Origin of the sequence: Rhodococcus sp. 14C212 (assembly GCF_011058195.1) — a bacterium.
GTDB classification, from domain to species: domain Bacteria; phylum Actinomycetota; class Actinomycetes; order Mycobacteriales; family Mycobacteriaceae; genus Rhodococcus; species Rhodococcus aetherivorans.
In genome coordinates this window covers 1-26,618 of record NZ_JAALEH010000081.1, presented here as the reverse complement: position 1 = coordinate 26,618, position 26,618 = coordinate 1, and the positions used below count along the sequence as shown (strand labels likewise).

Below are 26,618 nucleotides of genomic sequence, written 5' to 3'. Positions count from 1 at the left end.
GCCCCGGACCGATGGGGGACTCCGCCCCCTTGGGCGGGGGACGGGCCGTTCGTAGCGTGAATCGCAGAACACCGACCTCAGGAGATGCGATGTCCACCAACGCTGTGCTCGACTTCATCCTCAGCCTGCTGCGCGACGAAGAGGCCCTCGCCCGCTACTGCGCGAACCCCGACGCCGCCCTGGCCCAGGCCGGTCTCGGCGACGTGTGCCACGCCGACATCGTCGCCGTCGCACCCCTGGTCGCCGACACCGGACTGTTCGCGGGGACGGCCGCCGAGCTGACCGCGGCGCTCGGCGGGGCGGCGGGTGCGGCCGGCGCGATCGGTGCCGGTGCGGCCGGCGGTCTCGCCGGTGGCCTGGCCGGCGGCGCGGGTCTCGGTCTCGCCGGCGGGGCGGGCCTCGGCCTGGCGGGTGCCGTCGGCGGCGGTCTCGGTGGCGGTCTCGGCATCGACACCGACTTCGCGGCCGAGCTGGCCGCAGATCTCGCCGGCACGCTGGGCGCGGCCCTGGAACTCGGCGGCGATCTCGGTGCCGCACTCGGTGCGGCGTTCGGAGCGGCCCTCGGCGCGGGCGGCGCGCTCGGCGGCATCGGTTCCGGCGCGCTCGACCTGGATCTGGGCGCGGCGCTCTCCGGCGCCCTCGCCGGCGGCCTCGGGCTCGACGCCGCCACCGGCGTCGTCGCGGACCTGGGTGCCGCGCTCGACGCGGCGCTCGGCGCGACGGCCGGGACCGCTCTGGACCTGTCGGGTGCGCTCGAGGCCGCCTTCGGCGTCGGCGGTGAGCTCGGCGGCCAGCTCGGTGGGGCGCTGGGCGGTCTGCTCGACACCGCGTTCGCCGCGGGCGGCGGCTTCTCCGCCGCGGTCGACTCTGCCCTCGCCGGTGGCGCGGACCTCGCGACCGCCGTCGGCGCGACCCTCGGCGGCACGCTGGGCCTGGGCACCGAACTCGCCGGACAGCTCGGCGGCGCCCTCGAATCCGTGCTCGAGGTCGGTACCGGGCTCGCCGGTGGCCTGGACCTCGGCGGTGGCCTCGACGCCGTCACCGGCGTGACCGCCGGACTCGGAGCCTCCCTGTCCGCGCTGCTCGAGGCGGGCGGCTCCGTCGCCGGTGATCTCGGTGGCACCCTCGGCGCCGTACTCGAGGGCAGTGCCGACGGTGGGCTCGTCGGCGGCCTCGACTTCGGCGCCCTCCTCGGCGGCGACGCCTCCGGCGGCGTGGACCTCGGCACCGCGGTCAGCGGCCTCCTCGGCGGCGCGCTCGGCCTCGAGAACTCCGCCACCCTCGAGCTCGGCAACGCCCTCGACGTCGCGCTCGACCTGTCCACGTCCGTCGAATCCAACGCCGACGGCACCCTGTCCGCGGTGCTCGGCTCCGCGTTCTCCGTCGGCGGGGAAGCCGGCGCGAACCTCGGTTCGGCGCTCGGCGGGGTGTTCGAGGCCGGCCTCGGCGGAACACTCGACTCCACCGTGGACCTGAGCTCTCAGCTGGCCACCACCATCGGCGGCGGTCTCGGCGCCGACGCGGACCTGACCGGCCAGCTCGGCTACGCCCTCGACGGCGCGCTCGACCTCGGCGGGCAGCTCGCCGGCGGCGGCGAGGCGGTCGGCGGTCTCACCGGCGGCGTGTCCGGGGGACTGACGGGCGGTCTCGACGGGGCTGCGGACCTGGGCGGCGGGCTGGCCGGGGGACTGACCGGCGGGCTCGGGAGCGCCGCGGATCTCGGTGCGGGGCTCGGCGGCGGCCTGACCGGAGGCATGGAGGGTGCCGCTGATCTGGGCGGCGAGCTGAGCGGTGGCCTGGCGGGCGGCCTGGACAGTGCGACCGATCTGGGCGGCGGCCTCGAAGGCGCCGTGGGTGGCGCGTCGCAGGTCGGCGGCGCCGTCACGGGCGGACTCGAGGGAGCCACCGACGCCGGCGCTTCGCTCGGTGCGGGCATCGGCGGCGCGGCCGAGGGCACCTCGCAGCTCGGCGGCCAGCTCTCGGGAGCCGCCGACGGCACGACGGACGCGTGGTCGTCCATCGACGCCGGCGACGTCTTCGGCAGCGCGAGCGGCACCGGCGGCCTGTTCGGTTCCGCCGAAACCGGTGCCGACGCCGATCTGCACGGCGGGATCGACGCCGGTGCCGGCACCGACTCCGACACCTTCCTCGGCTGACTCACCGCACGGACCCGGCGCCGGCCCCGCGTGCACCACGCGGGGTCGGCGTTCGTCGCGGAGGACATAATCTCGGTGCAGCCCGCACTCCGACAGAAGGCGAGTCGAAGCGATCACCATGCACACGTCGTCCGCAGATGCCGCCGCTCGCCGCGCGGCCCTCGTCGAACTGATCGACGCCGCCGCCGAACACATCCGCGCCGCCGAGCGCGGTGACCTCGCCGCCAGGCTCGGGGCGGCGCGCACCCGCGTCGTCGACCCCCGGCTGCGGGTCGTCGTCGTCGGCCAGCTCAAACAGGGCAAGAGCCAGTTCGTGAACTCGCTCCTCAACCTCGAGGTGTGCTCGGTCGGCGACGACGAGACCACCGCCGTGCCCACCGTCGTGCAGAACGCCGACCGGACCTTCGCCGAACTCGTGCTCGCCGAGCCCGGTCGCGATCCCGTCCGGGTGGACCTGCCCATCGACGAGCTGCAGCGCGTCACGCCCGGCACGCCGCGCGCGGGCGGCCGGGACGTGCTGCGGCTCGAGGTGAACGTGCCGAGCCCGCTGCTCGCCGACGGTCTCGTCCTCGTCGACACCCCCGGTGTCGGCGGGCACGGAAACCCGCATGCCGCAGCAACATTGGGTCTGCTTCCGGCGGCCGACGCGGTGTTCGTCGTCTCCGACGCCAGCCAGGAGTTCACCGAGCCGGAGCTGAGCTTCCTGCGGCAGGTGCTGCAGCTGTGCCCGGCCGCGGCGGTGCTGATCACCAAGACGGACCTGTACCCGCACTGGCGCGAGATCGTCGCCGCCGACCGCGGGCACCTGCAGCGCGCCGGCCTCGACGTGCCCCTGCTGCCCGTCTCGTCGCTGCTGCGCAGCCACGCCCTGCGCCTCGACGACGCGTCGCTGCACGAGGAGTCGGGCTTCGAATCGGTGTACGGGTTCCTCCGCGAGCGGGTCGTCGCACGCGGCGCCGACGCCGCCCGGCGGTCCGTCGCGCTGGACGTGAAGTCGGTCGTCGAGCACGTCGCGCTCGGCCTGGGCAGTGAGCTCGCGGCGCTGCGCGACCCCGAGACCGGTGCGGCGGCCGTCGCGGAACTGCAGCGCGCCAAGAGCGCCGCGGAGGCGCTGCGCACCCGGGCCGCCCAGTGGCAGCAGACCCTGGCCGACGGCATCGCCGACCTCGCCGCCGACATCGACCACGACCTGCGGGACCGGCTGCGCCGGGTCACCCGCGAGGCGGAGGCCACCGTCGACGAATGCGACCCCGGTGAGGAGTGGCCGCGGATCGGGGAATGGCTCGGCGAGCAGGTCGCCGAATCCGTCGGCGACAACTTCGTGTGGGCCCACGAACGTTCGGTGTGGCTCGCGGAGGTCGTCGCCCGGCACTTCGCCGACAGCGGCGCCGTGGACCTGCCGGATCTGCGCCTCGGCGACCTCGAGGGGCTGCTCGAGCCCGTCTCCCGGCTCTCGGACCTCGAGTCGGGCCGTATCGGCGTCGGCCAGAAGATGCTCGTGGGGATGAAGGGCTCCTACGGCGGCGTGCTCATGTTCGGGCTCATCACCACGCTCATGGGCATGGCGCTGGTCAACCCGATCTCCGTCGGGGCGGGAGTTGTGCTCGGCACCAAGGCCTATCGCGACGACAAGCAGGCGCGCATCGCCAAGCGCCGCGCCGACGCCAAGGTCGCCGTCCGCAAGTTCACCGACGACGTCGGTTTCCAGGTGGGCAAGGAGTCGAAGGACCGGCTCCGGCTGATCCAGCGCCAGCTGCGCGACCACTTCACCGAGCTGGCCGAGCAGACGCTGCGGTCGCTGTCCGAGTCGCTGCGCGCCGCGCAGGAGGCCGCGACGGTCGAGGAGGCGCAGCGGCAGCGCCGCATCGCCGAACTCGAGACGCACGTGCGTGCGCTGACGACCCTCCGCGAGCGGGCCGCGCAGCTGGCCGGGGCCGACGCGTGAGCGTCGAGCAGGCCCGCGAGCTCGTCGCCCACGCGCGGGCCCGGTACGGCGGCGACCCGCGCGCCGCCGAGCAGCTCGCGCTGTGTGCGGCGCGGCTCGAGCAGCCGCTGCGCGTCGCGCTCGCCGGCTCTCTCAAAGCCGGCAAGTCGACGCTGCTCAACGCCCTCGTCGGGCAGGACATCGCCCCCACCGACGCCACCGAGTGCACGCGCGTCGTCACGTGGTACCGCAGCGGCTCGACCCCTTCGGTCACCGCCCGCTACGACGGCGACCGGATCCTCCCGGTGCCGGTGCAGCGCCGCGACGGCCGGCTCACCTTCGACCTCGGCGAGCTGACCGCGGAGCGGGTGGACCGCATCGACGTGGAGTGGCCGGCGAGCGCGCTCGCCCAGACCACGATCATCGACACTCCGGGCACGTCGTCGCTGTCACAGGACGTCTCGGCCCGGACATTCGAGCTGCTGACCCCCGACGACGAAGCGTCCGGCGCCGACGCCGTCGTCTACCTGATGCGTACCCTCGGTGCCGCCGATGTGCAGTTCCTCGGCCGGATCGGCCAGCACGTGGGCGGCGAGTCCGGCCCGCTCGGCGTGATCGGCGTGGTGTCCCGCGCCGACGAGGTCGGCGCCGGCCGCATGGACGCGATGATGTCCGCCAAGGAGGTCGCGGCCCGGTTCGCCGGCGAGCTCGAGCGCACCGGGCTGTGCCAGGCCGTCGTGCCGGTCGCGGGGCTGCTCGCGCTGGGCGCGCGGACGTTGCGGCAGAGCGAGTTCGCCGCGTTCGAGGCGCTCGCGCAGGTGCCGTCGCAGGAGCTTCAGGTGGCGATGCTGTCGGCGGATCGGTTCGCCCGCCCCGACATCGCGCTGCCTGTCGATCCGGGGACGCGGGCGCATCTGGTCGACCGGTTCGGCCTGTTCGGGATCCGCATGGCCGTCACGCTGATCCATCTCGGGGTGCGCGACTCGCCGACGCTGGCCGCGGAACTGGTGGCGCGCAGCGGGCTCGACGAACTGCGTCAGGTGATCGACGTGCAGTTCGGCCAGCGTGCCGATCAGCTCAAGGCGCATTCGGCGCTGATGTCGCTCGAGCGGGTCCTGCGCGCCCACCGCGACGGCCCGCTGCTCGCCTCGGTGCAGCGACTGCTCGCCGACGTCCACGGCTTCGCCGAGCTGCGCCTGCTCGGCCGCCTGCGCTCGACCCGGGTCGCGCTGGGCGAGAACGACCTGCTCGAACTGCAGCGGTTGATCGGCGGTTTCGGCATCGGCCCTGCCCAGCGGCTGGGCCTCGGGCCGGATGCGACCGCCGCGGAGATCCACGCCGCCGGCGTCGCCGCCGTCCGCACCTGGCGTGCCCGCGCCGAGCATCCCCTGCTCGACCGGTTCACCGCAAACGCGTGCAGCGTGGCGGCGCGCAGCGGGGAGGGCATCCTCGCCGACGTCGCAGGTTGATCCGCGCGCGACGGTGCTTCCTGCGCGCGTAAGAACCAGCGCAGGAAGAAGTTTCGCGCGCAAGGCGCGGTGGTTCTCAACGTCCCGCAGCTTCTCGCGGCGGACGATCTCGGCGGTCACGCCGGGCTCGTCGGCACCGTACTTACCCATGCCGTCGAACTCGCCGACGATTCCCTCCCAGTAGAAGTCGGTGCGAGCGACGAATCGGCCGTCGGCCGTGCGCAGCTCGTGCTGTAGCTGCGGTCGGGGCATTCCGGCGTCGCGCATCCGCAGTCTGCTGAGGGATTCGCCGGGACTCTCGCTGCGCCCGTCCAGAAACGCCACCACACGCCGTGCGGAGGCGACACCGGCCTTCGTCCCTGCAGCTGCCAGCGCGACGGACAGCGCGCCGTCGTCGACGGAGTGCAACCGCAGCGCCGAGTCACCGATCACCGCGGCTCGGTCCGCGGGCAGGGTGCGGGCGAGATCGACGACGGTGCGGGCAGCGGAGGTGACCGGCAGCCCGTCGCACGTGTCGATCTCGTCGGCGGTGTAGCCGCCGACGTGGACGTGCAGATTCGGGGTTCGGCGGCCGCCCGACGTGCGCTTACGGGTGACGTGCACGCGGGAGAGATCCACGTTCCACACGTCGAAGCCGTGGAGGACGGCGGCCGAGACGTGGCTGAACACCGCGTCGGTGTCCAGAGAGGGGGCCATGGCCCGCAGGCGGAGCCGATGCCGGTCCACGTCGTCGAGGCCGTCGGTGTCGTCCCGGCGGAGATAGATGCCGGGAGCGATCCTCCGCAGTCGTCCCCCCGTACGCAGGGCGTTGCGTAGTTCGGCAGGCGTGTGTCCGGAAGCGATCAGGGCCGGGCGCCGCAGTGGTGTCGGGTCGTTCATGCCGTCCAGAGTGGGGTGGACATCCATCGGTCGCGCGCACTCGGCGACGTGCGGGCCGGATCTGTGGATGAAGCTGCTGGTTGTGGACAACTCCTTGCGCGCGTCGGTGCGGCTTGCGCGCGTAAGAACGCGCGCAACGGGCACTGTCGCGCGCGACGAACTCCGACGTCAGCGACGCCGGGCCGCGACGGCGCCGACGACGGTGAGCCCGGCCCAGAGCAGGGGAGCCCACAGCAGGACGCCGGCGGTGGCGTCGCCGGCGTCGGCGAGGACGCTGCGGGCGGCGACGGCCGTGGCGACGGTGGCGGCGGAGACGACGGCGAGCCCGAGGGGCGCCCGGGGGTGGCCGCGGCGCAGGAGTTCGAGGAAGACGACGGCGAGCAGGACGAGGAGCAGGCCGGCGGCGGCGAAACCGGCGAGGGTGAGGGCGACGGTGTCGGCGATGCTCTCGGCGGTGGTGCCGGGGTTGGCGCTCCGCAGGGACTGCTCGAGGGCATCCCGGACGGGTTCGCGGTCGAGGAGGACGGCGCCGAGCAGTCCGGCGAAGACGACGAACGACAGGACCCAGGCCGAGACCGCGGCGCCGACGCGCGGTCCGGGGGAGTCGGTGGGGTGCAGCGGGGTGACCGAGAACTCCGGGCGGGGCGGCTGCGGGCGCGTGCTCACCCCGGGATCGTAGCCTCCCGCGATTCTCGTGATCCGAGTCACAAAGGGAACATCGTGGGGTGGTCTGCCGTTGGAGGAAGCAGACAACTTGAGCGATATAGACTCAAGTTTGACTTGACTCGGGATTCCGGGCGGGTGCAAGCTTGAGTCGACTGCGCTCAGCTGAGCCGATCCGGCTCAAGTTGGGCAAGGACACCTATGCGGCACACCGGTGTGCCGCAGCGAAGAATGGAGAAACACTATGGCTCGTGCGGTCGGTATCGACCTCGGAACCACCAACTCCGTCGTTTCCGTTCTGGAGGGCGGCGAGCCCGTAGTGGTCGCCAACTCCGAGGGATCGCGCACCACCCCGTCGGTCGTCGCCTTCGCCAAGAACGGCGAGGTGCTGGTCGGCCAGCCCGCCAAGAACCAGGCGGTCACCAACGTCGACCGCACCATCCGCTCGGTCAAGCGTCACATCGGCACCGACTGGACCGTGGAGATCGACGGCAAGAAGTACACCTCGCAGGAGATCAGCGCGCGCACGCTCATGAAGCTGAAGCGCGACGCGGAGGCCTACCTCGGTGAGGAGATCACCGACGCCGTCATCACCGTCCCCGCCTACTTCGAGGACGCGCAGCGGCAGGCCACCAAGGAGGCCGGGCAGATCGCCGGCCTGAACGTGCTGCGCATCGTCAACGAGCCCACTGCTGCGGCCCTGGCCTACGGCCTGGACAAGGGCGAGAAGGAACAGACCATCCTGGTCTTCGACCTCGGCGGCGGCACCTTCGACGTGTCCCTGCTCGAGATCGGCGACGGCGTCGTCGAGGTCCGCGCGACCTCCGGCGACAACCACCTCGGTGGCGACGACTGGGATCAGCGCGTCGTCGACTGGCTGGTCGAGAAGTTCAAGGCACAGCACGGCGTCGACCTGACCAAGGACAAGATGGCCCTGCAGCGTCTGCGCGAGGCCGCGGAGAAGGCGAAGATCGAGCTGTCGAGCTCGCAGTCGACGTCCATCAACCTGCCGTACATCACGGTCGACGCGGACAAGAACCCGCTGTTCCTCGACGAGCAGCTCTCGCGCAGCGAGTTCCAGAAGATCACCTCGGATCTGCTCGACCGCACCCGCGCGCCGTTCCAGCAGGTCATCAAGGACGCCGGCATCGCCGTCAAGGACATCGACCACGTCGTCCTGGTCGGCGGCTCGACCCGCATGCCCGCCGTGACCGACCTGGTGCGCGAGCTGACCGGTGGCCGGGAGCCCAACAAGGGCGTGAACCCGGACGAGGTCGTCGCCGTCGGCGCCGCCCTGCAGGCCGGCGTCCTCAAGGGCGAGGTCAAGGACGTGCTGCTGCTCGACGTCACCCCGCTGTCCCTCGGCATCGAGACCAAGGGTGGCGTGATGACCAAGCTCATCGAGCGCAACACCACCATCCCGACCAAGCGCTCCGAGACCTTCACCACGGCCGACGACAACCAGCCGTCGGTGCAGATCCAGGTCTTCCAGGGTGAGCGTGAGATCGCGGCGCACAACAAGCTGCTCGGCTCGTTCGAGCTCGGTGGCATCGCCCCGGCTCCGCGCGGCGTCCCGCAGATCGAGGTGACCTTCGACATCGACGCCAACGGCATCGTGCACGTCACCGCGAAGGACAAGGGCACCGGCAAGGAGAACACGATCAAGATCCAGGAGGGCTCCGGCCTCTCCAAGGAGGAGATCGACCGGATGATCAAGGACGCCGAGGCGCACGCCGAGGAGGACCGCAAGCGTCGCGAGGAGGCCGAGGTCCGCAACCAGGCCGAGTCGCTCGTGCACCAGACCGAGAAGTTCCTCCAGGAGAACGGGGACAAGGTCGCCGCCGACGCCAAGAGCAAGGTCGAGGCCGCGATCAAGGAGACCAAGGACGCCCTCGCCGGCACGGACATCGCCGCGGTGAAGACCGCCGTCGAGAAGCTCGGGACGGAGTCGCAGGCCCTCGGCCAGTCCCTGTACGAGTCGCAGGCCGCCGACGCGGGTGCGGCCGCCGGTGACGGCGCGGCCGCCGGCTCGGACAACGTCGTCGACGCCGAGGTCGTCGACGAGCCGACCGACTCGGAGAAGAAGTGACGGCGGAGAAGCCCGAGCAGGAGCCGGTGACCGTCACCGACAAGCGTCGGATCGACCCCGACACCTTCGAGGTTCGCGACCCGGACACCGGGTCGCAGCCCGTCGGCGGTGCGGACACCGAGGCTCCGGCTGCGGGAGAACACGAGGAGGCCGCGCTCGCGGCCGAACCGTCGCCCGAGTCGGCTCAGCTGGCCGAGCGCACGGCGGACCTGCAGCGCCTCACCGCGGAGTACGCCAACTACCGGCGTCGCGTGGAGCGCGAGCGGGTGGTCACCACCGAGGCGGCCAAGGCCTCGGTGGTCACCCAGCTGCTCGACGTCGTGGACGACCTCGACCGGGCCCGCGCCCACGGCGACCTCGAGCAGGGGCCGCTGAAGTCGGTGGCGGACAAGCTGAACGGCGTCCTGTCGGGCCTGGGGCTCCAGCCCTTCGGCGACGAGGGCGACGCCTTCGACCCGGAGATCCACGAGGCCGTGCACATGGAGGGCGACGGCGCCAGCCCGGTGCTCGACACGGTGCTGCGCAAGGGATACCGGCTCGGTGAGCGGATCCTGCGGCACGCGATGGTGACCGTGACGGACGGGGTCCCGTCGGGCGACGCACCGGCGGAAAAGCCGGCGTCCGGTGCGGACAACGAGTAAGTACAGGGAAACAGCGAGAGGAGGAGACGCCCGGTGAGCCAGAGGGAGTGGATCGAGAAGGACTTCTACAAGGAGCTGGGCGTCTCCTCCGACGCGTCGGCCGACGACATCAAGAAGGCCTACCGCAAGCTGGCACGGGACCTGCATCCCGACGCCAACCCCGGCGACACCCGGACGGAGGAGCGCTTCAAGGCGGTCAGCGAGGCGTACGCCGTGCTGTCCGATCCGGCCCGGCGCAAGGAGTACGACGAGACCCGGCAGCTGTTTGCCTCCGGCGGCTTCGGCGGCGGGTTCCGTCCCGGCGCCGGCAGCGGGGGGTTCTCCGGCGGCACCACCACCTTCGATCTCGGTGACCTGTTCGGTGGCGGCGGCGGTGGGGCCGGTGACGCCGGTCTCGGCGACCTGTTCGGCGGCCTGTTCAACCGGGCCGGCGGCGGTGGCGCGCGCACCACGTCGCAGCCCCGGCGCGGGTCCGACGTGGACGCCGAGACCACGCTCGACTTCCGCGACGCGGCCCTCGGCGTCACCGTCCCGCTGCGGCTGACCAGCCCGGCGCCGTGCACCACCTGCCACGGCAGTGGTGCCCGCCCCGGCACCAGCCCGCGGGTGTGCCCGCGCTGCAACGGAAGTGGCATCGTCTCGCGCAACCAGGGTGCGTTCGGATTCTCCGAGCCGTGCGACGACTGCCGGGGCACCGGTTCGATCATCGACGAGCCCTGCACGGACTGTCGCGGCAGCGGCATCCAGAACCGCACCCGCACCATCACGGTGCGGATCCCACCCGGGGTCCGGGACGGCCAGCGCATCCGGCTGGCCGGCCAGGGCGAGGCGGGACTGCGCGGCGCCCCGCCCGGTGACCTGTTCGTCACCGTGCACGTGCGCGCCGACAGGGTGTTCGGCCGCGACGGCGACGACCTGACGCTGGTGCTGCCGGTCAGCTACGGCGAGCTGGTGCTCGGCACCACCGTCTCGGTCCCCACCCTGGAGGGCCGGGTCGGGTTGAAGATCCCGGCCGGTACCGCCGACGGGCGCGTTCTGCGGGTCCGCGGGCGTGGCGTCCCCAAGCGCGGGGGCGGCGCCGGCGACCTGCTGGTGACGGTCAAGGTGGCCGTACCCCAGAACCTTGACGACCAGGCGATCGACGCACTGCGGATCTACATGCACGCGGAGCAGGCGAGCGGCTTCGATCCGCGGGCGGGCTGGGCAGGTGCATGATGAGCGAGAACCGCAACCGGCACGATTCGCCGATGGACCCCGACGCCCGGGTCTATGTGATCTCGGTGGCGGCGGAGCTGGCCGGCATGCACGCGCAGACGCTGCGCAACTACGACCGGCTCGGCCTCGTCACCCCGCACCGCACGCGGGGCGGCGGGCGCCGCTACTCCCCGCGCGACGTCGCGCTGCTGCGTGAGGTGCAGCGCCTGTCGCAGGACGAGGGCGTGAACCTCGCGGGCATCAAGCGGATCATCGAGCTGACCAATCAGGTCGAGGCCCTGCAGCAGCGGCTGGCCGAGATGGCAAGCGAGATAGCGCAACTGCACGCGTCGCGCCGCGCGCTGGTGCCGGTGCCGCGCTCCAACGCGCTGGTGGTCTGGAAGCCGAAGCACCAGCGCGACAGGTAGACGCGCGGCCCCCTGCGGCCGCGGTCACCCAATACCGTTGTGGCCGAATGTCACATCGCGTCGATCAGATCGACGCGATGTGACATTCGGCCGTTCAGGCCGGGACGAGCCCGCTGACGTCGGCGAGCAGCTCGAGCGAACGCAGCCACGCCTTGCGTCCCGGCGCCGACGACACCACGATCAGCTCGTCGGCCTGCGCGCGCTCGGTGAACCGGTCGAGGTAGGCACGCACCTCGGCCGGGGTGCCGACGGCGGTGTACCGCAGCATCTGCAGCACCTGCTGCCCGGCGGGGGCGTCGAGCAGCATCTCGACCTCGTCGTCGGTGAAGGTGCGGCCACGGCCGAGCATCTGTCGGATGCGCTGTCGCTTCGTGGCCTCGAACAGGGCGTCCGCCTCGTCGGTGGTGTCCGCGGCGATCACGCCGACGCCCGCGATGACGTACGGCTCGGCGAGCTGCTCGGACGGCTGGAACTCGCGCCGGTACAGCGCGACGGCGTCCTCGAGCGCCTGCGGCGCGAAGTGCGACGCGAACGCGTACGGAAGGCCGAGCAGCGCGGCGAGTTTCGCGCCGAACAGCGACGAGCCGAGGATGTACAGCGGCACGTCGGTGCCCTTGCCGGGGACGGCGTCGACGCCGGGAATGCGCGACGTGCCGCGCAGGTAGCCCTGCAGCTCGAGCACGTCCTGCGGGAAGCTGTCGGCCGAGGACGGGTCGCGGCGCAACGCCCGCAGGGTGTTCTGGTCGCTGCCGGGGGCACGGCCGAGACCGAGGTCGATGCGGCCGGGATGCAACGTCTCGAGGGTGCCGAACTGCTCGGCGATCGTCAGCGGCGAGTGGTTGGGCAGCATGATGCCCCCGGCGCCGAGCCGGATCGTGGACGTGTGGGCGGCGACGTGCGCGATCAGCACGCTGGTGGCCGACGAGGCGATGGTCGGCATGTTGTGGTGTTCGGCGTACCAGATGCGGCGGTAGCCCCACCGCTCGGCGCGCTGCGCCATGTCCACGCTCGCGGCGAAGCTGTCGCGCGCGGTTTCGCTGCGGCCGATGTGAGCCAGGTCGAGAATCGATAGTGGTGTGGTCACCTGGATCCTTCGCGTGTCCGGGGCCCGGTGTCGGGATCCGGGCACACGATCGGTCCAACCACACCGGCCGGTCCACTATTCCGTGACGTGCGCCTCGCCGCTCACCGCACCGGGTTCACATCGGTGGCGCTGCGGGGGTCGAGGAGCGTCTCGCCCGCATACCGGCCGAAGCCGCCGCGGTAGAACAACAGCGGTCCGTCGTCGTGCAGCGCGGTCAGCCCCGTCACACGCGCGACGACGATGGTGTGGTCGCCGGCGTCGTGCTCGGCCTCGACGGTGGCCTCGATGCGGGCCAGCGCGCCCGCGATCGCGGGGGCTCCGTTGTCGCCGCGCGTCCAGTCCACGCCGGTGAACTTGTCGCCGCCGCTGACGGCGAACGCCATGCACGTGTCGCGCTGGTCGTGGGCCAGGACGTTGATCGCGAGGGTGCCGATCTCACGGATCTTCGGCCAGGTCCGCGACGTGCGGGCGGGGCAGAACGACACGAGCGGCGGATCCAGGGACACCGACGCGAACGACTGGCACGCGAAACCCAGCGGTTCGTGGCCGTCGTGGCCGGTCACGACGGTGACGCCGGTGCAGAAGTTGCCCAGCACGTCGCGCATCGTCCGGGGATCGAGCACCGTGTGTTCCGCGCCCATAAGGTTCCTCTCGCCGTTCCGTATCTCTCCAGTGTCCGTCATTCCGGCGCCGGGTTGCGACCGGCGTCCGGCGGACCGTGCCGGTGCCGTCAGCGCTGCCGCATGTCCGACGCCGCCCAGTAGGCGCGCATGCTCGTGATCCGGGCCTGGTCGTCGAAGGTCATCACGTCGATCGGCTCGATCTCGTACACCCGGCCCCCGGTCTCGGTGACGACCTTGAAATGGAACGCCGCGCACGACCCGGCCACCCGCAGCGCCAGCAGTTCGGTCTCGCGCCGGGAGCCCTCGAGTGCGCGGTAGAACTCGGCGATCGCCGCCCGTCCGGTTCTCGGCGCGGAGCCGACCGGGTCCTCGAGTGTGGCGTCCTCCGCATACAGGGCCGCGATGCCGGCGCCGCTGCCGTCGGCGACGGCCGCCAGATACGCGACGACGGTGGCGCGGATGCGTTCGGCGTGCGTGACGGTGCCGGACGTGGTCATGGCTGCTCCTGTGGGATCGACGGTTCGTCGCGAGACGAGTCGACGCTAGCGCCACCCTGGACCCGGTCGGGGTCGTCGTCCCACGCATCGGGAGGTTGCGGAGCCCCGTCTGCGCGCGTTGCCGTGAGGCTGGTGGCGAACGCGCCCACAGCGGCAGGTCTGCGTCCCGGTGGGCGGGAACCCGCCCGCCGGTGGGGCGGAACTGTCCTAGCGTCGTCGGGCATGCGTGCAGTGGGTCGCCTCGTGCCGAGGCGCGACCCGACCAGGCAGCGACGATGTGAAGGAGAATTCGAAATGGCGACGAGTCCCGTACCGGCCGTGACCCCCGCCCACGACACCACCGTGGATCTGCTCGTGATCGGGTCCGGCACCGGTATGGCCGCCGCGCTCACCGCGCACGAGCTCGGACTGTCGGCGCTGATCGTGGAGAAGACAAGCTACGTCGGTGGCTCCACCGCGCGCTCCGGCGGCGCGTTCTGGGTGCCCGCCAACCCGGTGCTGCGCGAGGCCGGTTCGGGCGACACCGCCGAACGGGGCCACACCTACGTGCGGTCGGTGGTCGACGGCTCGGCGCCGGCCGAGCGCGGCGAGGCGTTCGTCGATCACGGCGCCGCGACCGTCGAGATGCTCCGGCGCACCACGCCGATGAAATTCTTCTGGGCCGAGGGCTACGCCGACTACCACCCGGAGCTGCCGGGCGGCGCCGCGGTCGGGCGTACCTGTGAGTGCCGGCCGTTCGACACGTCGGTGCTCGGGGACGAGCGCGGACGGTTGCGCCCCGGCCTGATGGAGGCGGGGCTGCCGATGCCCACCACCGGCGCCGACTACAAGTGGCTGAACCTCATGATGCGGGTTCCCCTCAAGGGATTCCCGCGCGTCTTCCGGCGGCTGGCGCAGGGCGTGGGCGGCCTCGCGCTCGGCCGGCAGTACGTCGCCGGCGGGCAGGCGATCGGCGCCGGCCTGTTCGCGGGGGTGCTGCGCGCCGGCATCCCCGTCTGGACCGAGACGTCGCTCGTGCGGCTGGTCGTCGAGGGCGATCGGGTGACCGGTGCCGTCCTCGTCCAGAACGGCCGTGAGGTGGCCGTGACCGCCCGTCGCGGTGTGGTTCTCGCGGCCGGCGGGTTCGACCACGACATGGCCATGCGACGGAAGTTCCAGTCCGACAGGCTCGCCGACAACGAGAGCCTCGGCGCCGAAGGCAACACCGGCGACGCGATCAAGGTCGCCCAGGAGGTGGGCGCCGGCCTCGACCTGATGGATCAGGCATGGTGGTTCCCCGCCGTCGCGCCGACCGCCCCGGGCAAGCCGCCGCTGGTGATGCTGGCGGAACGGTCCCTGCCGGGCTCGTTCATCGTGGACCACACGGGCCGCCGGTTCACCAACGAGTCCTCGGACTACATGTCGTTCGGTCAGCGGATCCTCGAGCGGGAACGGGCCGGCGACCCGGTCGAATCGATGTGGATCGTCTTCGACCAGAAGTACCGCAACAGTTACCTGTTCGCGGCGGGGCTGTTCCCGCGTCAGCCGATCCCGGACTCCTGGTACAAGGCGGGCATCGCGCACCGGGCCACGGATCCCGTCGAACTGGCGCGCTCGATGGGGATACCGGAGGACGCGTTCGCGCAGACCTTCCGCCGGTTCAACGACGACGCCGCGGCGGGAACGGACTCCGAATTCGGTCGTGGGCGAAGCGCATACGACCGGTACTACGGCGATCCGACCGTCGAGCCGAACCCGAACCTGCGGCCACTGACCGAAGGGCCGCTCTACGCGGTGAAGATGACGCTGAGCGACCTCGGCACGTGCGGTGGCGTGCAGGCCGACGAGCGGGCGCGGGTGCTGCGCGAGGACGGCAGTGTGATCGACGGTCTCTATGCGATCGGCAACACCGCCGCCAACGCCTTCGGCAACACGTACCCGGGTGCGGGGGCGACGATCGGTCAGGGTCTGGTGTTCGGCTACATCGCCGCGCAGGACGCCGCGAAGGCAGCCGTTCCGGCGAACGGATGACTCGGTAACGGCGTTACCGCTCGCATTCGTCGATCACTGCCCGCACCGCGGCGGGCAGTGCCGCGGCGGTGGCGGGCGTCAGGCCGGCGCCGTAACCCACCTCCGTCACCTCGATCGTGTAGACCACGACCCGACCCGGATCGGCGCCCAGGATCCGGCCCAGCGCCCACGCCTCGGCGGGGCCGAGGCTGTGCGAGCCGGCGTGTCGCGAGCGGCGGGCGAGGCTCGCCTCCCCGATCTCGTGGCGCCGGATCGCGCCGGGCGGACCGGTGCCGACGGTGGCGTCGACGACGACCGCCAACCGCGTCCCGGCCCACGCGTCCAGCATTGCCGTCGGCTCGCCGTCGGAGATCAGGACCCGCCATCCGGGCCGGGACCGGCCCACCTCCCGGGCCACCGCGGGCCCGACGCCGTCGTCGCGGCGGTACTCGTTGCCGACGCCGATCACCACGAAGTCCGTCGCGATCACCCGCGGTCGATCGTGAGGTCGAGGAAATGCGTGGCACACGAGATGCACGGGTCGTAGTTGCGGATCACCTGTTCGCACAGCGACGTCAGATCGGCATCGGACAGGTCCAGGTTGCCGGCGATCAGCGTGCGCAGGTCGTGTTCGACGGCGGCCTGGTTCTGGGAGGTCGGTGGCACGATCACGGCCGTGCGGATCAGCCCGTCGTCGCCGAGCTCGTAACGGTGGTACAGCAGTCCACGCGGTGCCTCGCTGACGCCGTGCCCCGTCGCGGCGCGGGCGGCGACGTCGGTGCCGGGTCGGCCGGGACGCTCGTACCCGGCGATCAGGCGGAGCGCCTCCTCCACCGCGTAGACGGTTTCGACGGAGCGAACAACGATGCTGCGAAACGGGTTACGGCATTGCGCTCCCAGCCCCGCCTCGTGTGCCGACTGTCGTGCGGTGTCCGACAGCTGCGCGGAGTTCAGGGTGTACCGGGCCAGGGGTCCGGTCAGATACCGGCGTCCGTCGAGCCGCGCGTACAGGGCCGTCGAGTGCGGAACCTGGTGCTCGACCACATGGTCCGGGAACTGTGCTGCGGCGAAGGAGGATCCGGTCGACGACCGGATCTGCCCGTCCTCGATGGCGTAGCGGCCGGGCTGGTGCAGGGCGAGCAGGTCGTGCCCGAGATCGACATCGGGAAAGTCGAACCCGGCCACCCAGCGCACCGTGTCGAGCGCGTCGTCGAGGGCCCGGCGCAGTTGCTCGGCGAGCGGGGCGAGCTCCGTGCGGGTCGGCGCGCGGTAGAAGCCGCCGATCCGCACGTTGACCGGATGGATGGGCCGTCCGCCGACCTGCTCGAGGATCGCATTGCCGGCCTTCTTCAGGGCCAGCCCGCGTTCGAGCGCGCTCCGGTGACGCTCGGCGAGGGCGATCGAGTCGGGAAGACCGAGGAAGTCGGGGGCGTGCAGGAAGTAGATGTGCAGCACGTGGCTGGCGATCCACTCGCCGCAGTAGAGCAGGCGGCGCAGGTTCCGCACCGGCTCGTCGAGTTCGACCCCGCAGGCCTGCTCCAGTGCATTGCAGGCGCTGACCTGGTAGGCGACGGGGCAGATCCCGCAGATCCGGGAGGTGATGTCCGGAGGCTCGCGGAAGTCGCGTCCCCGCAGGAACGATTCGAAGAACCGGGGCGGCTCGTAGATGTTCAGCTCCGCGCGCTGCACCCGACCGTCGCGCACCGACACGTTCAGTCTGCCCTCGCCCTCGACGCGGGCGAGAGCACGGACCGTCAGTTCTCTACGGTTCCCGCTCACGGCGGTGCCTCTCGGCGAGTACGGGGGCGCCGACGTTGAACGTCGCGAAGGCGCGGTCGATGTCGTCGTCGCTCATGCCGCACGTGCGCAGCCACCCGGCCAGCGACGCGATGTTGGGGTCGGCCGTCGGTCCGAAACAGCCGTAGCAGCCGCGCGACTGGGCCGGGCACAGGGCGCCGCAGCCGGAGTGGGTCACCGGACCGAGGCAGGGCGTGCCGTCGGCGACCATCACACAGGTCAACCCCCGGCGCTTGCATTCGGTGCACACACTGGTGTTCGGGATGTTCGGCCGGCGGCCGGCCAGGAACGCGGTGATCACCTCGAGCAACTGGCGCCGGTCGATCGGGCAGCCGCGCAACTCGAAGTCGACCGGCACGTGCGCCGCGATCGCCGTCGACGTCGCGAGGGTCTCGATGTACTCCGGGTGGGCGTAGACCATCGAGGTGAACTCGGCGACGTCGGCGAAGTTGCGCAACGCCTGGATGCCGCCGGCGGTTGCGCACGCGCCGATCGTGACGAGGGTCCGGGACCGCTCCCGGACCCGGTGGATGCGCGCGACATCCGCGGCGGTGGTGATCGAGCCCTCGACCAGTGACAGGTCGTACGGGCCGTCGTCGACGGCGCTCGACAGTTCGAGGAAGTGGGCGATCTGCACCGCACCGGAGAGCGCGAGCAGTTCGTCCTCGCAGTCCAGCACGGACAGCTGACATCCGTCGCACGACGCGAACTTCCACACCGCGAGCTTCGGCCTGTCCATCACAGCTCCCGTACGTGCAGCAGCGGTCCGGCCACCGCGTAGTCCAGCACCGGGCCGTCCCGGCAGAGCAGGATCTCGCCGAGCTGGCAGTGCCCGCACAGCCCGATCCCGCATTGCATGTTCCGTTCGAGCGAGACCCGGATATCCGGGGGCCGAATCCCTTTGCCCAGCAGCACCCGGGCCGAGAACCGCATCATCGCCTCCGGCCCGCACAGCAGCGCCGTCGTCCGTCCGGGATCGAGGTCCAGCCGGACCAGCGGCTCGGTGACGAACCCGACGGACCCGGACCAGCCCTGCACCGGCTGGTCGATCGTCAGCCGGACCTCCACGCCGCCGTCGGCCCAGTGTTGTAGCTCGCGCCGATACAGGATCTCGGCCGGCCGGCGTGCTCCGACCACGAGCACGACGCGCCGGAAGTCGTCGCGCGCGGCCACCGCGCCGAGAACGGCGGCCCGCACCGCGGCCAGCCCCACCCCGCCGGCGACGATCACCAGGTCCCGGCCCGTGCACGACTTAAGGTCCCAGCCCGTCCCGAACGGGCCGCGCACGCCGACGATCGCGCCGGGCTCGGCGTCGTGCAACGCCCGGCTCACCGCACCCACCTTCCGTACGGTGTGGACCAGCTCCCCGGTCGTGTCGGTGGGATCCCCGCTGATCGAGATCGCGATCTCGCCGACCCCGGGGGCGTAGAGCATCATGAACTGGCCGGGCCGGAACGGCGGTCGCGGCGCCCCCAGCGGGGCCAGCGACAGCGTCACCGCATCGGCGGTCTCGACGGTCCGCGAGCGAACTCGATGGGCGCTGGGCAGCATCGGCGCGCCCGGCGCCGCTGCGGTGTCGTCCGCGAGGTCACCGAGCATCGGAATCCGCATACAGGTCCAGCAGTCGCGCCCGGGTGGCCTGCAACCGCTCCAGGAGGGCCCCGAACAGGGCCCGCATCACCGCGTACCCGAACTCGGCGTCGGCCTCGCTCAGCGCCTGCAGCGCCGCGGCGTCCACCTCCAGAGCCGAGGTCGCGGCGGCCGCGACGGCCCCGTAGTGCCAGCGGTAGGGCGGCGTCAGCCACGACCATCCCAGGACGTCACCCTCGACGAACGTGTCGAGGGTGACCTGGCCGCGGCCGGGCACCACCGTGTACAGATCCACCCGGCCCTCCTGGAGCAGCCAGCAACTGCGCGCCTCCCCGCCCTCGTGGAAGACGTGCTCCCCGGCGGCGAACCGCACCGGGTGGGAGAGCGCGGCGATCCGATCCCGCGCCTCCGGGCCCAGCCCCGCCAGGGCCCGGATGCCGTCGAGCGGTGGGGTCGTCATCGGTGCCCGTCCGTCTCGTCGTCGTGGGTGGCGAGCGCGCCGGTGAGGCGGGCCGCCTCCTCGGTGATGTCGATGCCGACCGGGCACCAGTCGATGCACCGGCCACAGCCGACACATCCCGAGCTGCCGAACTGGTCGTGCCAGGTGCCGAGTTTGTGCGAGATCCACTGCCGGTACCGGCTCCGGCCGGACGCCCGGACGTCACCGCCGTGGATGTAGGAGAAGTCCGGTTCGAAGCAGGACGCCCAGTGCTGCCACCGGCCGGCGTGCCCGTCGGCGAGGTCGGTGACGTCCTCCGTCGACGTACAGAAGCAGGTGGGGCACACCATCGTGCAGTTTCCGCAGGTCAGGCAGCGATCGGCGACATCCTCCCAGACGTCCGCCTCGCGGGCGGCGCGGAGCATCGCGCGCAGGTCGACCTCGGGCATGCTCCGTCCCATCCGGTCGCCGGCCGCCGCCACCGCGTTGCGGGCGCCGGTGGTCTCGTCCGCGGTGGCGTCACGGTGGGGGAGCAGGTCCAGGATGCGGGCGCCCTCGTCGGTCCCGACGTCCACGAGGAAACGGTGTCCCTGCTCGTCGACGCGTTCGGTCAGGCCCAGGTCGTAGCCCGGGCCCGCGGCGGGTCCGGTGGCCATCGAGGCGCAGAAGCAGACCTCGCCCGGTTCGGTGCAGTTGACCGCGACGACGAACAGCCGGCGGAACCGGCGTGCGGTGGCCCCGTCGGGATGGGCGCCGCGGGTCAGCACCGTGCCCAGGATGCCGATCGCGGCCAGGTCGCAGCCGCGGACGCCGAGGAACGCGTACCGGGTCTCGTCCGCGGGTGGGGCCCGGTAGCTGCCGTCCGGCGCAGTCGACCACAGTTGCTGTCGTGGGGGGTGCAGGAACTGCTTCCACGACTGCGGGCCCGCGGAATGGCCGAACACGGCGGTGTCGTCGCGCCGCCGGAGCCGATACCGCCCGGGTGCGGTCGACACGCCCCACCCGTCGGGCAGCTGTCGCCCCGACTCGAGCTCGTCGAGCACGATGGCGTCGTCGCGGACGGTGGGGCCGACGACGCGGTATCCCTCGGCCTGCAGCACCTCGATCAGCCGGTCGAGGTGGGCGCGGGACAGGATGGCCGGCGTCGGGGGCTCGGCGTGCGAGTCCGCAATACCCATGGCAGCTCCCGTGATTCGAACGGTCACGACCCGGCGCAGCCCTCACTCGTCGCGCTGGTGGCCCCTCGAGTATCGTCGCGGGCGTACCGCCCGGTCAACCGGCCGGCCGTCGCAGCCCGGTCAGTACGGGTCGAACCGGATGTTCTCGGCGGGAGTCCCGGTCTCGACGAGCTTGTGCAGGGTCGCGCGGACCATTGCCGCGGACCCGCACACGAGCACCTGGTGCTCGCCGAACGCCCCGTAGGAGGTGACCACGTCGTCGAGGCCGCCCTCGAGCAGTTCGTCGGGGTGGAACCCGGGATCGCCGACGTGGGCGACGATGCGGTCGTACCACTCGTCGGGGATCCCGGGGTCGTCGACCGACTCGACCACCGGCACCACGGTCAGCCACGGCAGCGTCTCGGCGAGCAGGATCAGCATGTCGGCGGCGTACAGGTCGCGGGGGGTGCGGCCGCCGACGAACAGGAAGGTCTGAGGCGGGTTCGGCCGGCGCGCGACGTCGAGGATCAGCGCCCTCAGCGGGGCCAGACCGGTGCCGCCGGCCACCATGATCACGATGCGGCCGGAGTCGTCGACGTGCAGGTTGCCGCCCTGCGGCGCGCCGATCGTCCACACGTCGCCGGGCCGGGTGGCGGTGACGATGCTGCCGCTGACCCAGCCGCCGGGGACGGTCCGGACGTGGAATTCGAGCTTGCCGTCGAGCGACGGCGGCAGTGCGGGGGAGAGGCGGCGCGGCAGCCGGGGATGCTGCGGCACGGTGACGTCGACGTACTGCCCGGGCGCGAACGGCACCATCGTGTCGTCGCATTCGAGACGCACCACCGCGACGTCGTGGCGGAGACGATGGTGCTCGACGACGGTCGCCGACCACACCGTGTCGGTGGTGTGCAGGGTCTGTCCGGCCGGCTGCATGGTGTGACTCCCGGTGCTCGAGCGTGAAGGTGGCCCCACTCTAGGGCAGGGCCGCAGCCCCGTCCTGAAATGAAACATGTTCCAATTCTGCCGCGAATGTGGTTATGGTGACGGAGGGGGTGACCCCCGCCACGTCGAGCCGTCACCACGCTGACCATCGAGGAGAAGGACTCTCAATGACCGAGGAGTACGCCGACCTGCATCGGCCCGTGTTCACCGCGGACCTGCTCATCACCGCCCTCGAGCGCAGTGCCGAGAAGCCGGCCCTGTACCTCGGCGACGTGGTGCTCACCGGCGGGGAGATGCGCGACGAGATCAGCCGGTTCGGGCAGGCACTCGCCTCGGTCGGGGTGGGGCAGGGATCGTCGGTGGCGATGCTGTCGAAGAACCGCCCCGAGGTTCTCATCTCGATGGGCGCGACGATGGTCGCCGGCTGCCGCAACAGCGCGCTCAATCCCATGGGTTCGCTGTCGGACCACCTCTACATCGTCGACGACGCCGCCATCGAGACCCTCATCTTCGACCCGAACCACTTCGAGGAACGCGCCGCCGAACTGAGGGCGCAGGTGCCGACGCTGAAGAACGTCTTCTCCCTCGGTCCGTCGGAGGTCGGCACCGACATCCTCGCGCTGGCCGCACAGTTCACGCCGCAGCGGCTCGTCGCCGCGCCGGTGGCGGCCGAGGATACGTCGAGCATCGTCTACACCGGCGGCACCACCGGCAAACCGAAGGGCGTCATGGGTTCGTTCCGCTCCGGCGCGACGCTCACCCAGATCCAGATGGCCGAATGGCAGTGGCCCGACGAGCCGCGCTTCCTGATCTGCACGCCGCTCTCGCACGCCGGCGCCGCGTTCTTCGTCCCGACGCTGCTGCGCGGCGGATCCCTCTACGTGCTGCCGTATTTCGAGCCGGGCCTGGTGCTCGAGACGATCGAGAAGCACCGCATCAACGCCACCATGCTGGTGCCCACGATGATCTACCTGCTGCTCGACCACCCCGATGTCGACCGCCGCGACCTGTCCAGCCTCGAGACCCTGTTCTACGGCGCGTCGGCGATGTCCCCGGCGCGGCTGCGGGAGGGCATCGAGCGGCTCGGCCCGGTGTTCTTCCAGTTCTACGGACAGAGCGAATGCGGCATGACCATCTCCGTGCTGCGCAAGGAGGACCACCTCGCCGACGATCCGGAACGCCTCGCCACCTGCGGCCGGCCCGTGCCGTGGCTCGACGTGCGACTGCTCGACGACGACCTGAACGAGGTGCCACGCGGTGAACTCGGCGAGATCTGCGTGCGCGGGCCGCTGGTGATGAAGGGGTATCTGAACAAGCCCGCGGAGACGGCCGAGGCGCTGCGCGGCGGCTGGCTGCACACCGGCGACGTCGCCCGGGCCGACAAGAACGGCTTCCTCACCATCGTCGACCGCAAGAAGGACATGATCGTCACCGGCGGATTCAACGTCTTCCCCCGCGAGATCGAGGACGTCGTCTCCGCGCATCCGGCGGTCGCGTCCGTCGCGGTCGTCGGCGTGCCCGACGCCAAATGGGGCGAGGCCGTCAAGGCCTGCGTCGTGCTGCGCGACGGCCGGTCGGTCACTGCGGAGGAGATCATCGAGAAGGTGCGCGCCGCAAAGGGTTCCGTCCACGCACCGAAGTCCGTCGACTTCCTCGACGCGCTGCCGCTCACCCCGCTGGGCAAGCTGGACAAGAAGACCCTGCGCGCGTCGTACCGGTAGCCACCCGGGTACCCTCTCGATTCGGACGCGCGAATCGATATGGACGAAATAGACATTCGGCGCTGAGCCTCGAATGCCCGCACGTGCGAGTGTCCGGAGGCGGTATCGGCGATGTGCCGATTTTCTTGTGCGCGTCGTCGACGCAAGGCTACGGTTGAACCGGATCACACGGCTCCACCCGCGACAGACTCGGAGGTGCCGCCCAGCGCAGATCGTCGGAACAGTTTTCGGCTTCGGCAGCAGCCGGAACCGGCAGGGGGCCATCCGTCGGGCGGTCGGCGCATCGTGATCGACAGACGTCGGGGCCGTATCGAAGGCACTTCGTCATGCTCTTACGGACGAACACAGAATCCAGGTGGCAGCGGGCCGCTCCGGTGCAGGGGCCGGAGCGCTCGTCCGCTCTCCGTCGCGGTCCGCCGCTCCCGGGGGGAACGATTACCGCGTGTCCACCAGCAGTGAATCGACTTCCTCCCCGACCGCACGGCATGTGGCGACGCCGTGTGGTGTGAATTCGTAGCGTGTAGCTGCCCTCTTCGTTGTCGGGGTTCCCGTCCCCCTGTCCGGCTTCCACCGGACGTCCATGTGCTTGCAGCCGGTGCGCGGCCGGTATTCGAGAGGCTTCGTCGTGAACGCCGTACATCCACAGGCATACCGAAGCTCGGTGCCCACCACGGTCCCGGACGGGGCATTTCCTCTGTCGCCGGCGCAGTACGGGATCTGGCTCGCCCAGCGCCTCGCCCCCGAAATGCCTCTCTGCATATCCCAATACGTGGAGTTTCACGGAGATCTGGACCTCGAGCTGCTTCGCGCCACGTCCGCCGGCGCGAGCCGCGAGTTCGAGACGGTGTTCCTGCGCCTGATCGAGATCGACGGCCAGCCGTACCAGATTGTCGATCCCACGCTCAGCTTCGAAACCGGTTTCACCGACTTCCGCGACCGACCCGACCCGGCGGTCGCGGCCGAGGAATGGATGCGCCGGGACGCCGCGCTCCCGTACGACCTGCTGCACGACCGACTGTGCACGCTGGTCATCCTGCAAACGGGAGACGTCGACTACCTCGTCTACGTCAAGGCGCACCACATCGTGCTCGACGGCTACGGTGGGGCGATCCTGCTCAACCGGGGTGCGGAGTTGTACAACGCCGCGCTCGAGAATCGCGACGCCGGACCAGGCGGGGCGGCGAACCTGCGCACCCTCTACGAGAAGGATCAGAAGTATCGGGCCTCGGCTCGCTTCGCCGCGGACCTCGAGTACTGGGCCCAGCGGCTCGAGGGCATGTCGGACGGCGCCGGTGCCGAGCCGGTGCCTGCGGCGGCCCGGAACGTGCTCGAAACCGTACCGCTGTCGGACGCGGCAACGAGGCAGCTCGAGGCGCCGCGGCCGGTGCACGCGAGCTCCGCCGCCGTGATACTTGCGGCGTTCGCGTGCTACTTCTCCCGGCTCGAAGGCAAGCGTGAGGTACTCGTCAACATCCCGGTGTCGGCCCGTACGACGGCGCAACTGCGGCGTTCGGCCGGCATGCTCGTGAATGTCGTGCCGCTCCGGGTGAGCGTTCATCCGGGGGACACCGTCGGGGAGTTGGAGGAGCGGGTTCAACGCGAACTGGTGGGGGCGCTGCGCCACCAGGGCTGCGGTATCGACGACATCCATCGGGCGGCGGGGCACGCGAACACCATGTCGCGGTTCACCGTGCCGTTGGTCAACGTGATGTTGTTCGACCAGAAGCTGCAGCTCGGAGCAGTCGTCGGCAGGATCCACGTCCTGTCCCGCGGGCCGGTCGGAGACCGCGTGATCTCCGTGTACCGGAGCGGCACGCCGGCGCAGACGCTCCTCGAGTTCCGGGCCGATCCGAGCCGTTACTCGGACGGGGAGGTGCACGCACAGTGCGGTCGGGTAGCCGAACTTCTCGAGGAGTTCGTCGCGGCGGCCCCGGACGTCGCGCTCGACTCCGTCCACGAGTCCAGTGCCCGCGAGGGTGCCCGCCGCTACCGGGACGCGGCCCAGTTGGATTACTGGAAGTCCGTGCTGGCCGACCGTCCGGAAACGCTCGAACTGCCCGGAGACCGGCCGCGACCGGCGCACCCGTCGGCCCGCCGGGACCGGATCGAGTCCTCCGTGGACGCCCGGATACACCGACGTCTGACCGCCCTCGCCCGCGAGCGCGGCACGGGTGTGTTCACCGCAGTGCACGCCGCACTGGTGATACTGCTGGCGCGTCTCGGCGGCACCGACGACATCGCCGTCGGAACGTCGGTGGTGCGGGCACCGGACCCGGGTGCGGGCGGAACGAACGGTGATTGCCTCAACACGGTGGTCCTACGAACCCACGTGAACCCGGCGGAGACGTTCGTCGACCTCCTCGGACGGGTACGGCAGACCGATCGTGCCGCGGTGGCCAACGCCGATGTCTCGTTCGACCGGGTCGCGCGAGAGCTGAAGCCCGACCACGACAAGTCGCATTTCCCGCTGTTCCGGGTGGCACTCGGATTCCGGAACCCACCGCTTCCCGATCCCGGGACCGCCGACTGTGAACTGCAGCTGTCGGTGGCCGAGGGGTTCGGGGAGGACGGTGAGCCGGCCGGACTGCGCATGGTGTGGACATTCGCCACCGAGCTGTTCGACGACGGCACCGTGTGCGGATTCGCCGAGCGGTTCGTGCGGATCCTCGACGTGGTGACCGCCGAGCCGGACATCCCTGTCGGCGACGTCGGGATCCTCGGCCCCGCCGAACGGAAGATGCTGACGCCGGTGCGCGGGGCGGCGCCGCTGCCGGCGCGGACCCTGCCACAGATCCTGACGACGGCGGCGAGCCATCCGGACGCGGTGGCGGTGTGCTGTGGCGGCACCGAGATGACGTATCGGGAACTGGACGAGGGATCGAACCGGTTGGCGCGGGTGCTGATCGAGCGAGGCGCCGGCCCGGAGCGGTTCGTGGCGGTGGCGATCGCCCGCTCGGTGGAGTCGGTGCTGACGGTCTGGGCGGTGGCCAAGGCGGGCGGTGCGTTCGTGCCGGTGGATCCGGATCATCCGGCCGAGCGGATCGAGCACATGCTCACCGATTCGCAGGCGGTGCTGGGGGTGACGGTGGCCGCGGAGCGGGAGCGGCTGCCGGGCACGGTGCGGTGGCTGGTGCTCGATGCGGCCGAGACGGTGGCCGGGTGTGCGAGCCGGTCGACGGCGCCGGTGACCGATGCGGACCGGGGTGCTGTGCTGCGGACCGGCAACACCGCGTATGTGATCTTCACGTCGGGCTCGACGGGGGTGCCCAAGGGCGTGGTGGTCACCCATCGGGGGTTGGCGGCGCTGGCCGAGCAGGCGCGGGCGGGTCAGGGGGT

Annotated in this window: 22 protein-coding genes; 11 read left to right on the top strand and 11 right to left on the bottom strand. The window is 71.4% G+C overall.

Features of this window, described 5'->3' with window-relative positions; all coding sequences use genetic code 11:
* Positions 1-89: 89 nt before the first annotated feature.
* The 4 genes from G6038_RS24405 (at position 90) to G6038_RS24390 (ending at position 5,786) form a co-directional block, all read left to right on the top strand.
* Positions 90-2,156: an IniB N-terminal domain-containing protein gene (locus G6038_RS24405; protein ID WP_165040580.1), complete on the top strand. Its 2,067-nt coding sequence runs from the start codon at positions 90-92 to the stop codon at positions 2,154-2,156.
* Positions 2,157-2,274: 118 nt separating this feature from the next.
* Complete coding sequence (locus G6038_RS24400) at positions 2,275-4,101, top strand: dynamin family protein (RefSeq protein WP_165040578.1); 1,827 nt, start codon at positions 2,275-2,277, stop codon at positions 4,099-4,101.
* A complete protein-coding gene (locus G6038_RS24395; RefSeq protein ID WP_165040576.1) occupies positions 4,098-5,549 on the top strand; it encodes a dynamin family protein in 1,452 nt (483 codons plus the stop codon). Before G6038_RS24400 ends, G6038_RS24395 begins: the two co-directional genes overlap by 4 nt.
* A 69-nt stretch (positions 5,550-5,618) precedes the next feature.
* Positions 5,619-5,786 carry a hypothetical protein gene (locus G6038_RS24390; RefSeq protein WP_165040574.1) on the top strand — a complete coding sequence of 56 codons (168 nt, stop codon included), beginning with the start codon at positions 5,619-5,621 and terminating at the stop codon, positions 5,784-5,786.
* Between the two features lie 810 nt (positions 5,787-6,596).
* On the opposite strand, the gene G6038_RS24385 is transcribed toward G6038_RS24390, so the two are convergent.
* Positions 6,597-7,094 (bottom strand): hypothetical protein, encoded by a 498-nt coding sequence (locus tag G6038_RS24385; RefSeq protein WP_165040572.1) that lies wholly within the window; start codon positions 7,092-7,094, stop codon positions 6,597-6,599.
* 241 nt (positions 7,095-7,335) lie between these two features.
* On the opposite strand from G6038_RS24385, the gene dnaK reads away from it, so the two are divergent.
* The 4 genes from dnaK to G6038_RS24365 are packed head-to-tail and all read left to right on the top strand — an operon-like array spanning position 7,336 to position 11,443.
* On the top strand, positions 7,336-9,180 hold the full coding sequence (gene dnaK / locus G6038_RS24380) for a molecular chaperone DnaK (RefSeq protein ID WP_165040570.1): 1,845 nt from the start codon (positions 7,336-7,338) through the stop codon (positions 9,178-9,180).
* Positions 9,177-9,821, top strand: coding sequence for a nucleotide exchange factor GrpE (grpE, locus tag G6038_RS24375; RefSeq protein WP_165040568.1), 645 nt, complete (start codon positions 9,177-9,179; stop codon positions 9,819-9,821). Before dnaK ends, grpE begins: the two co-directional genes overlap by 4 nt.
* A gap of 33 nt (positions 9,822-9,854) precedes the next feature.
* Positions 9,855-11,036 carry a molecular chaperone DnaJ gene (gene dnaJ, locus G6038_RS24370; RefSeq protein WP_165040566.1) on the top strand — a complete coding sequence of 394 codons (1,182 nt, stop codon included), beginning with the start codon at positions 9,855-9,857 and terminating at the stop codon, positions 11,034-11,036.
* Entirely contained in the window at positions 11,036-11,443 is a 408-nt protein-coding gene (locus tag G6038_RS24365; protein WP_165040564.1) for a helix-turn-helix domain-containing protein, read from the top strand. The genes dnaJ and G6038_RS24365 overlap by 1 nt, the downstream gene beginning before the upstream one ends.
* A gap of 94 nt (positions 11,444-11,537) precedes the next feature.
* Here the strand turns inward: G6038_RS24365 and G6038_RS24360 are convergent, their stop codons facing one another.
* From G6038_RS24360 to G6038_RS24350, 3 genes are all read right to left on the bottom strand, one after another.
* Positions 11,538-12,527 carry an LLM class flavin-dependent oxidoreductase gene (locus G6038_RS24360; RefSeq protein ID WP_165040562.1) on the bottom strand — a complete coding sequence of 330 codons (990 nt, stop codon included), beginning with the start codon at positions 12,525-12,527 and terminating at the stop codon, positions 11,538-11,540.
* Between the two features lie 101 nt (positions 12,528-12,628).
* Positions 12,629-13,168: a flavin reductase family protein gene (locus tag G6038_RS24355; protein WP_165040560.1), complete on the bottom strand. Its 540-nt coding sequence runs from the start codon at positions 13,166-13,168 to the stop codon at positions 12,629-12,631.
* An 89-nt stretch (positions 13,169-13,257) separates the two neighbouring features.
* Complete coding sequence (locus tag G6038_RS24350) at positions 13,258-13,647, bottom strand: nuclear transport factor 2 family protein (RefSeq protein WP_165040558.1); 390 nt, start codon at positions 13,645-13,647, stop codon at positions 13,258-13,260.
* Positions 13,648-13,941: 294 nt separating this feature from the next.
* On the opposite strand from G6038_RS24350, the gene G6038_RS24345 reads away from it, so the two are divergent.
* Positions 13,942-15,657: a 3-ketosteroid-delta-1-dehydrogenase gene (locus G6038_RS24345; RefSeq protein ID WP_165040556.1), complete on the top strand. Its 1,716-nt coding sequence runs from the start codon at positions 13,942-13,944 to the stop codon at positions 15,655-15,657.
* A 13-nt stretch (positions 15,658-15,670) separates the two neighbouring features.
* Here the strand turns inward: G6038_RS24345 and G6038_RS24340 are convergent, their stop codons facing one another.
* The 7 genes from G6038_RS24340 to G6038_RS24310 all read right to left on the bottom strand — a co-directional run bounded on the left by G6038_RS24340 (position 15,671) and on the right by G6038_RS24310 (position 21,552).
* On the bottom strand, positions 15,671-16,126 hold the full coding sequence (locus tag G6038_RS24340; protein WP_165040547.1) for a hydrogenase maturation protease: 456 nt from the start codon (positions 16,124-16,126) through the stop codon (positions 15,671-15,673).
* Positions 16,123-17,415 (bottom strand): Ni/Fe hydrogenase subunit alpha, encoded by a 1,293-nt coding sequence (locus tag G6038_RS24335; protein ID WP_165040545.1) that lies wholly within the window; start codon positions 17,413-17,415, stop codon positions 16,123-16,125. The genes G6038_RS24340 and G6038_RS24335 overlap by 4 nt, the downstream gene beginning before the upstream one ends.
* On the bottom strand, positions 17,399-18,172 hold the full coding sequence (locus G6038_RS24330; RefSeq protein WP_165040543.1) for an oxidoreductase: 774 nt from the start codon (positions 18,170-18,172) through the stop codon (positions 17,399-17,401). The genes G6038_RS24335 and G6038_RS24330 overlap by 17 nt, the downstream gene beginning before the upstream one ends.
* A complete protein-coding gene (locus tag G6038_RS24325; RefSeq protein ID WP_165040541.1) occupies positions 18,172-19,032 on the bottom strand; it encodes an FAD/NAD(P)-binding protein in 861 nt (286 codons plus the stop codon). The genes G6038_RS24330 and G6038_RS24325 overlap by 1 nt, the downstream gene beginning before the upstream one ends.
* On the bottom strand, positions 19,022-19,483 hold the full coding sequence (locus G6038_RS24320; protein WP_165040539.1) for a cyclic nucleotide-binding domain-containing protein: 462 nt from the start codon (positions 19,481-19,483) through the stop codon (positions 19,022-19,024). Before G6038_RS24320 ends, G6038_RS24325 begins: the two co-directional genes overlap by 11 nt.
* Positions 19,480-20,640, bottom strand: a complete 1,161-nt coding sequence (locus G6038_RS24315; RefSeq protein ID WP_165040537.1) for a 4Fe-4S dicluster domain-containing protein — start codon at positions 20,638-20,640, stop codon at positions 19,480-19,482. Before G6038_RS24315 ends, G6038_RS24320 begins: the two co-directional genes overlap by 4 nt.
* Before the next feature lie 120 nt (positions 20,641-20,760).
* Positions 20,761-21,552 carry an FAD-binding oxidoreductase gene (locus tag G6038_RS24310; RefSeq protein ID WP_165040535.1) on the bottom strand — a complete coding sequence of 264 codons (792 nt, stop codon included), beginning with the start codon at positions 21,550-21,552 and terminating at the stop codon, positions 20,761-20,763.
* A 176-nt stretch (positions 21,553-21,728) separates the two neighbouring features.
* Here G6038_RS24310 and G6038_RS24305 point away from each other — a divergent pair, with 176 nt between their 5' ends.
* Both G6038_RS24305 and G6038_RS24300 read left to right on the top strand, forming a co-directional pair.
* Positions 21,729-23,282: an AMP-binding protein gene (locus G6038_RS24305; RefSeq protein WP_165040533.1), complete on the top strand. Its 1,554-nt coding sequence runs from the start codon at positions 21,729-21,731 to the stop codon at positions 23,280-23,282.
* A 661-nt stretch (positions 23,283-23,943) separates the two neighbouring features.
* Positions 23,944-26,618 (top strand): condensation domain-containing protein (locus G6038_RS24300; protein WP_165040532.1); only part of this gene is annotated, 2,675 nt, incomplete at its 3' end.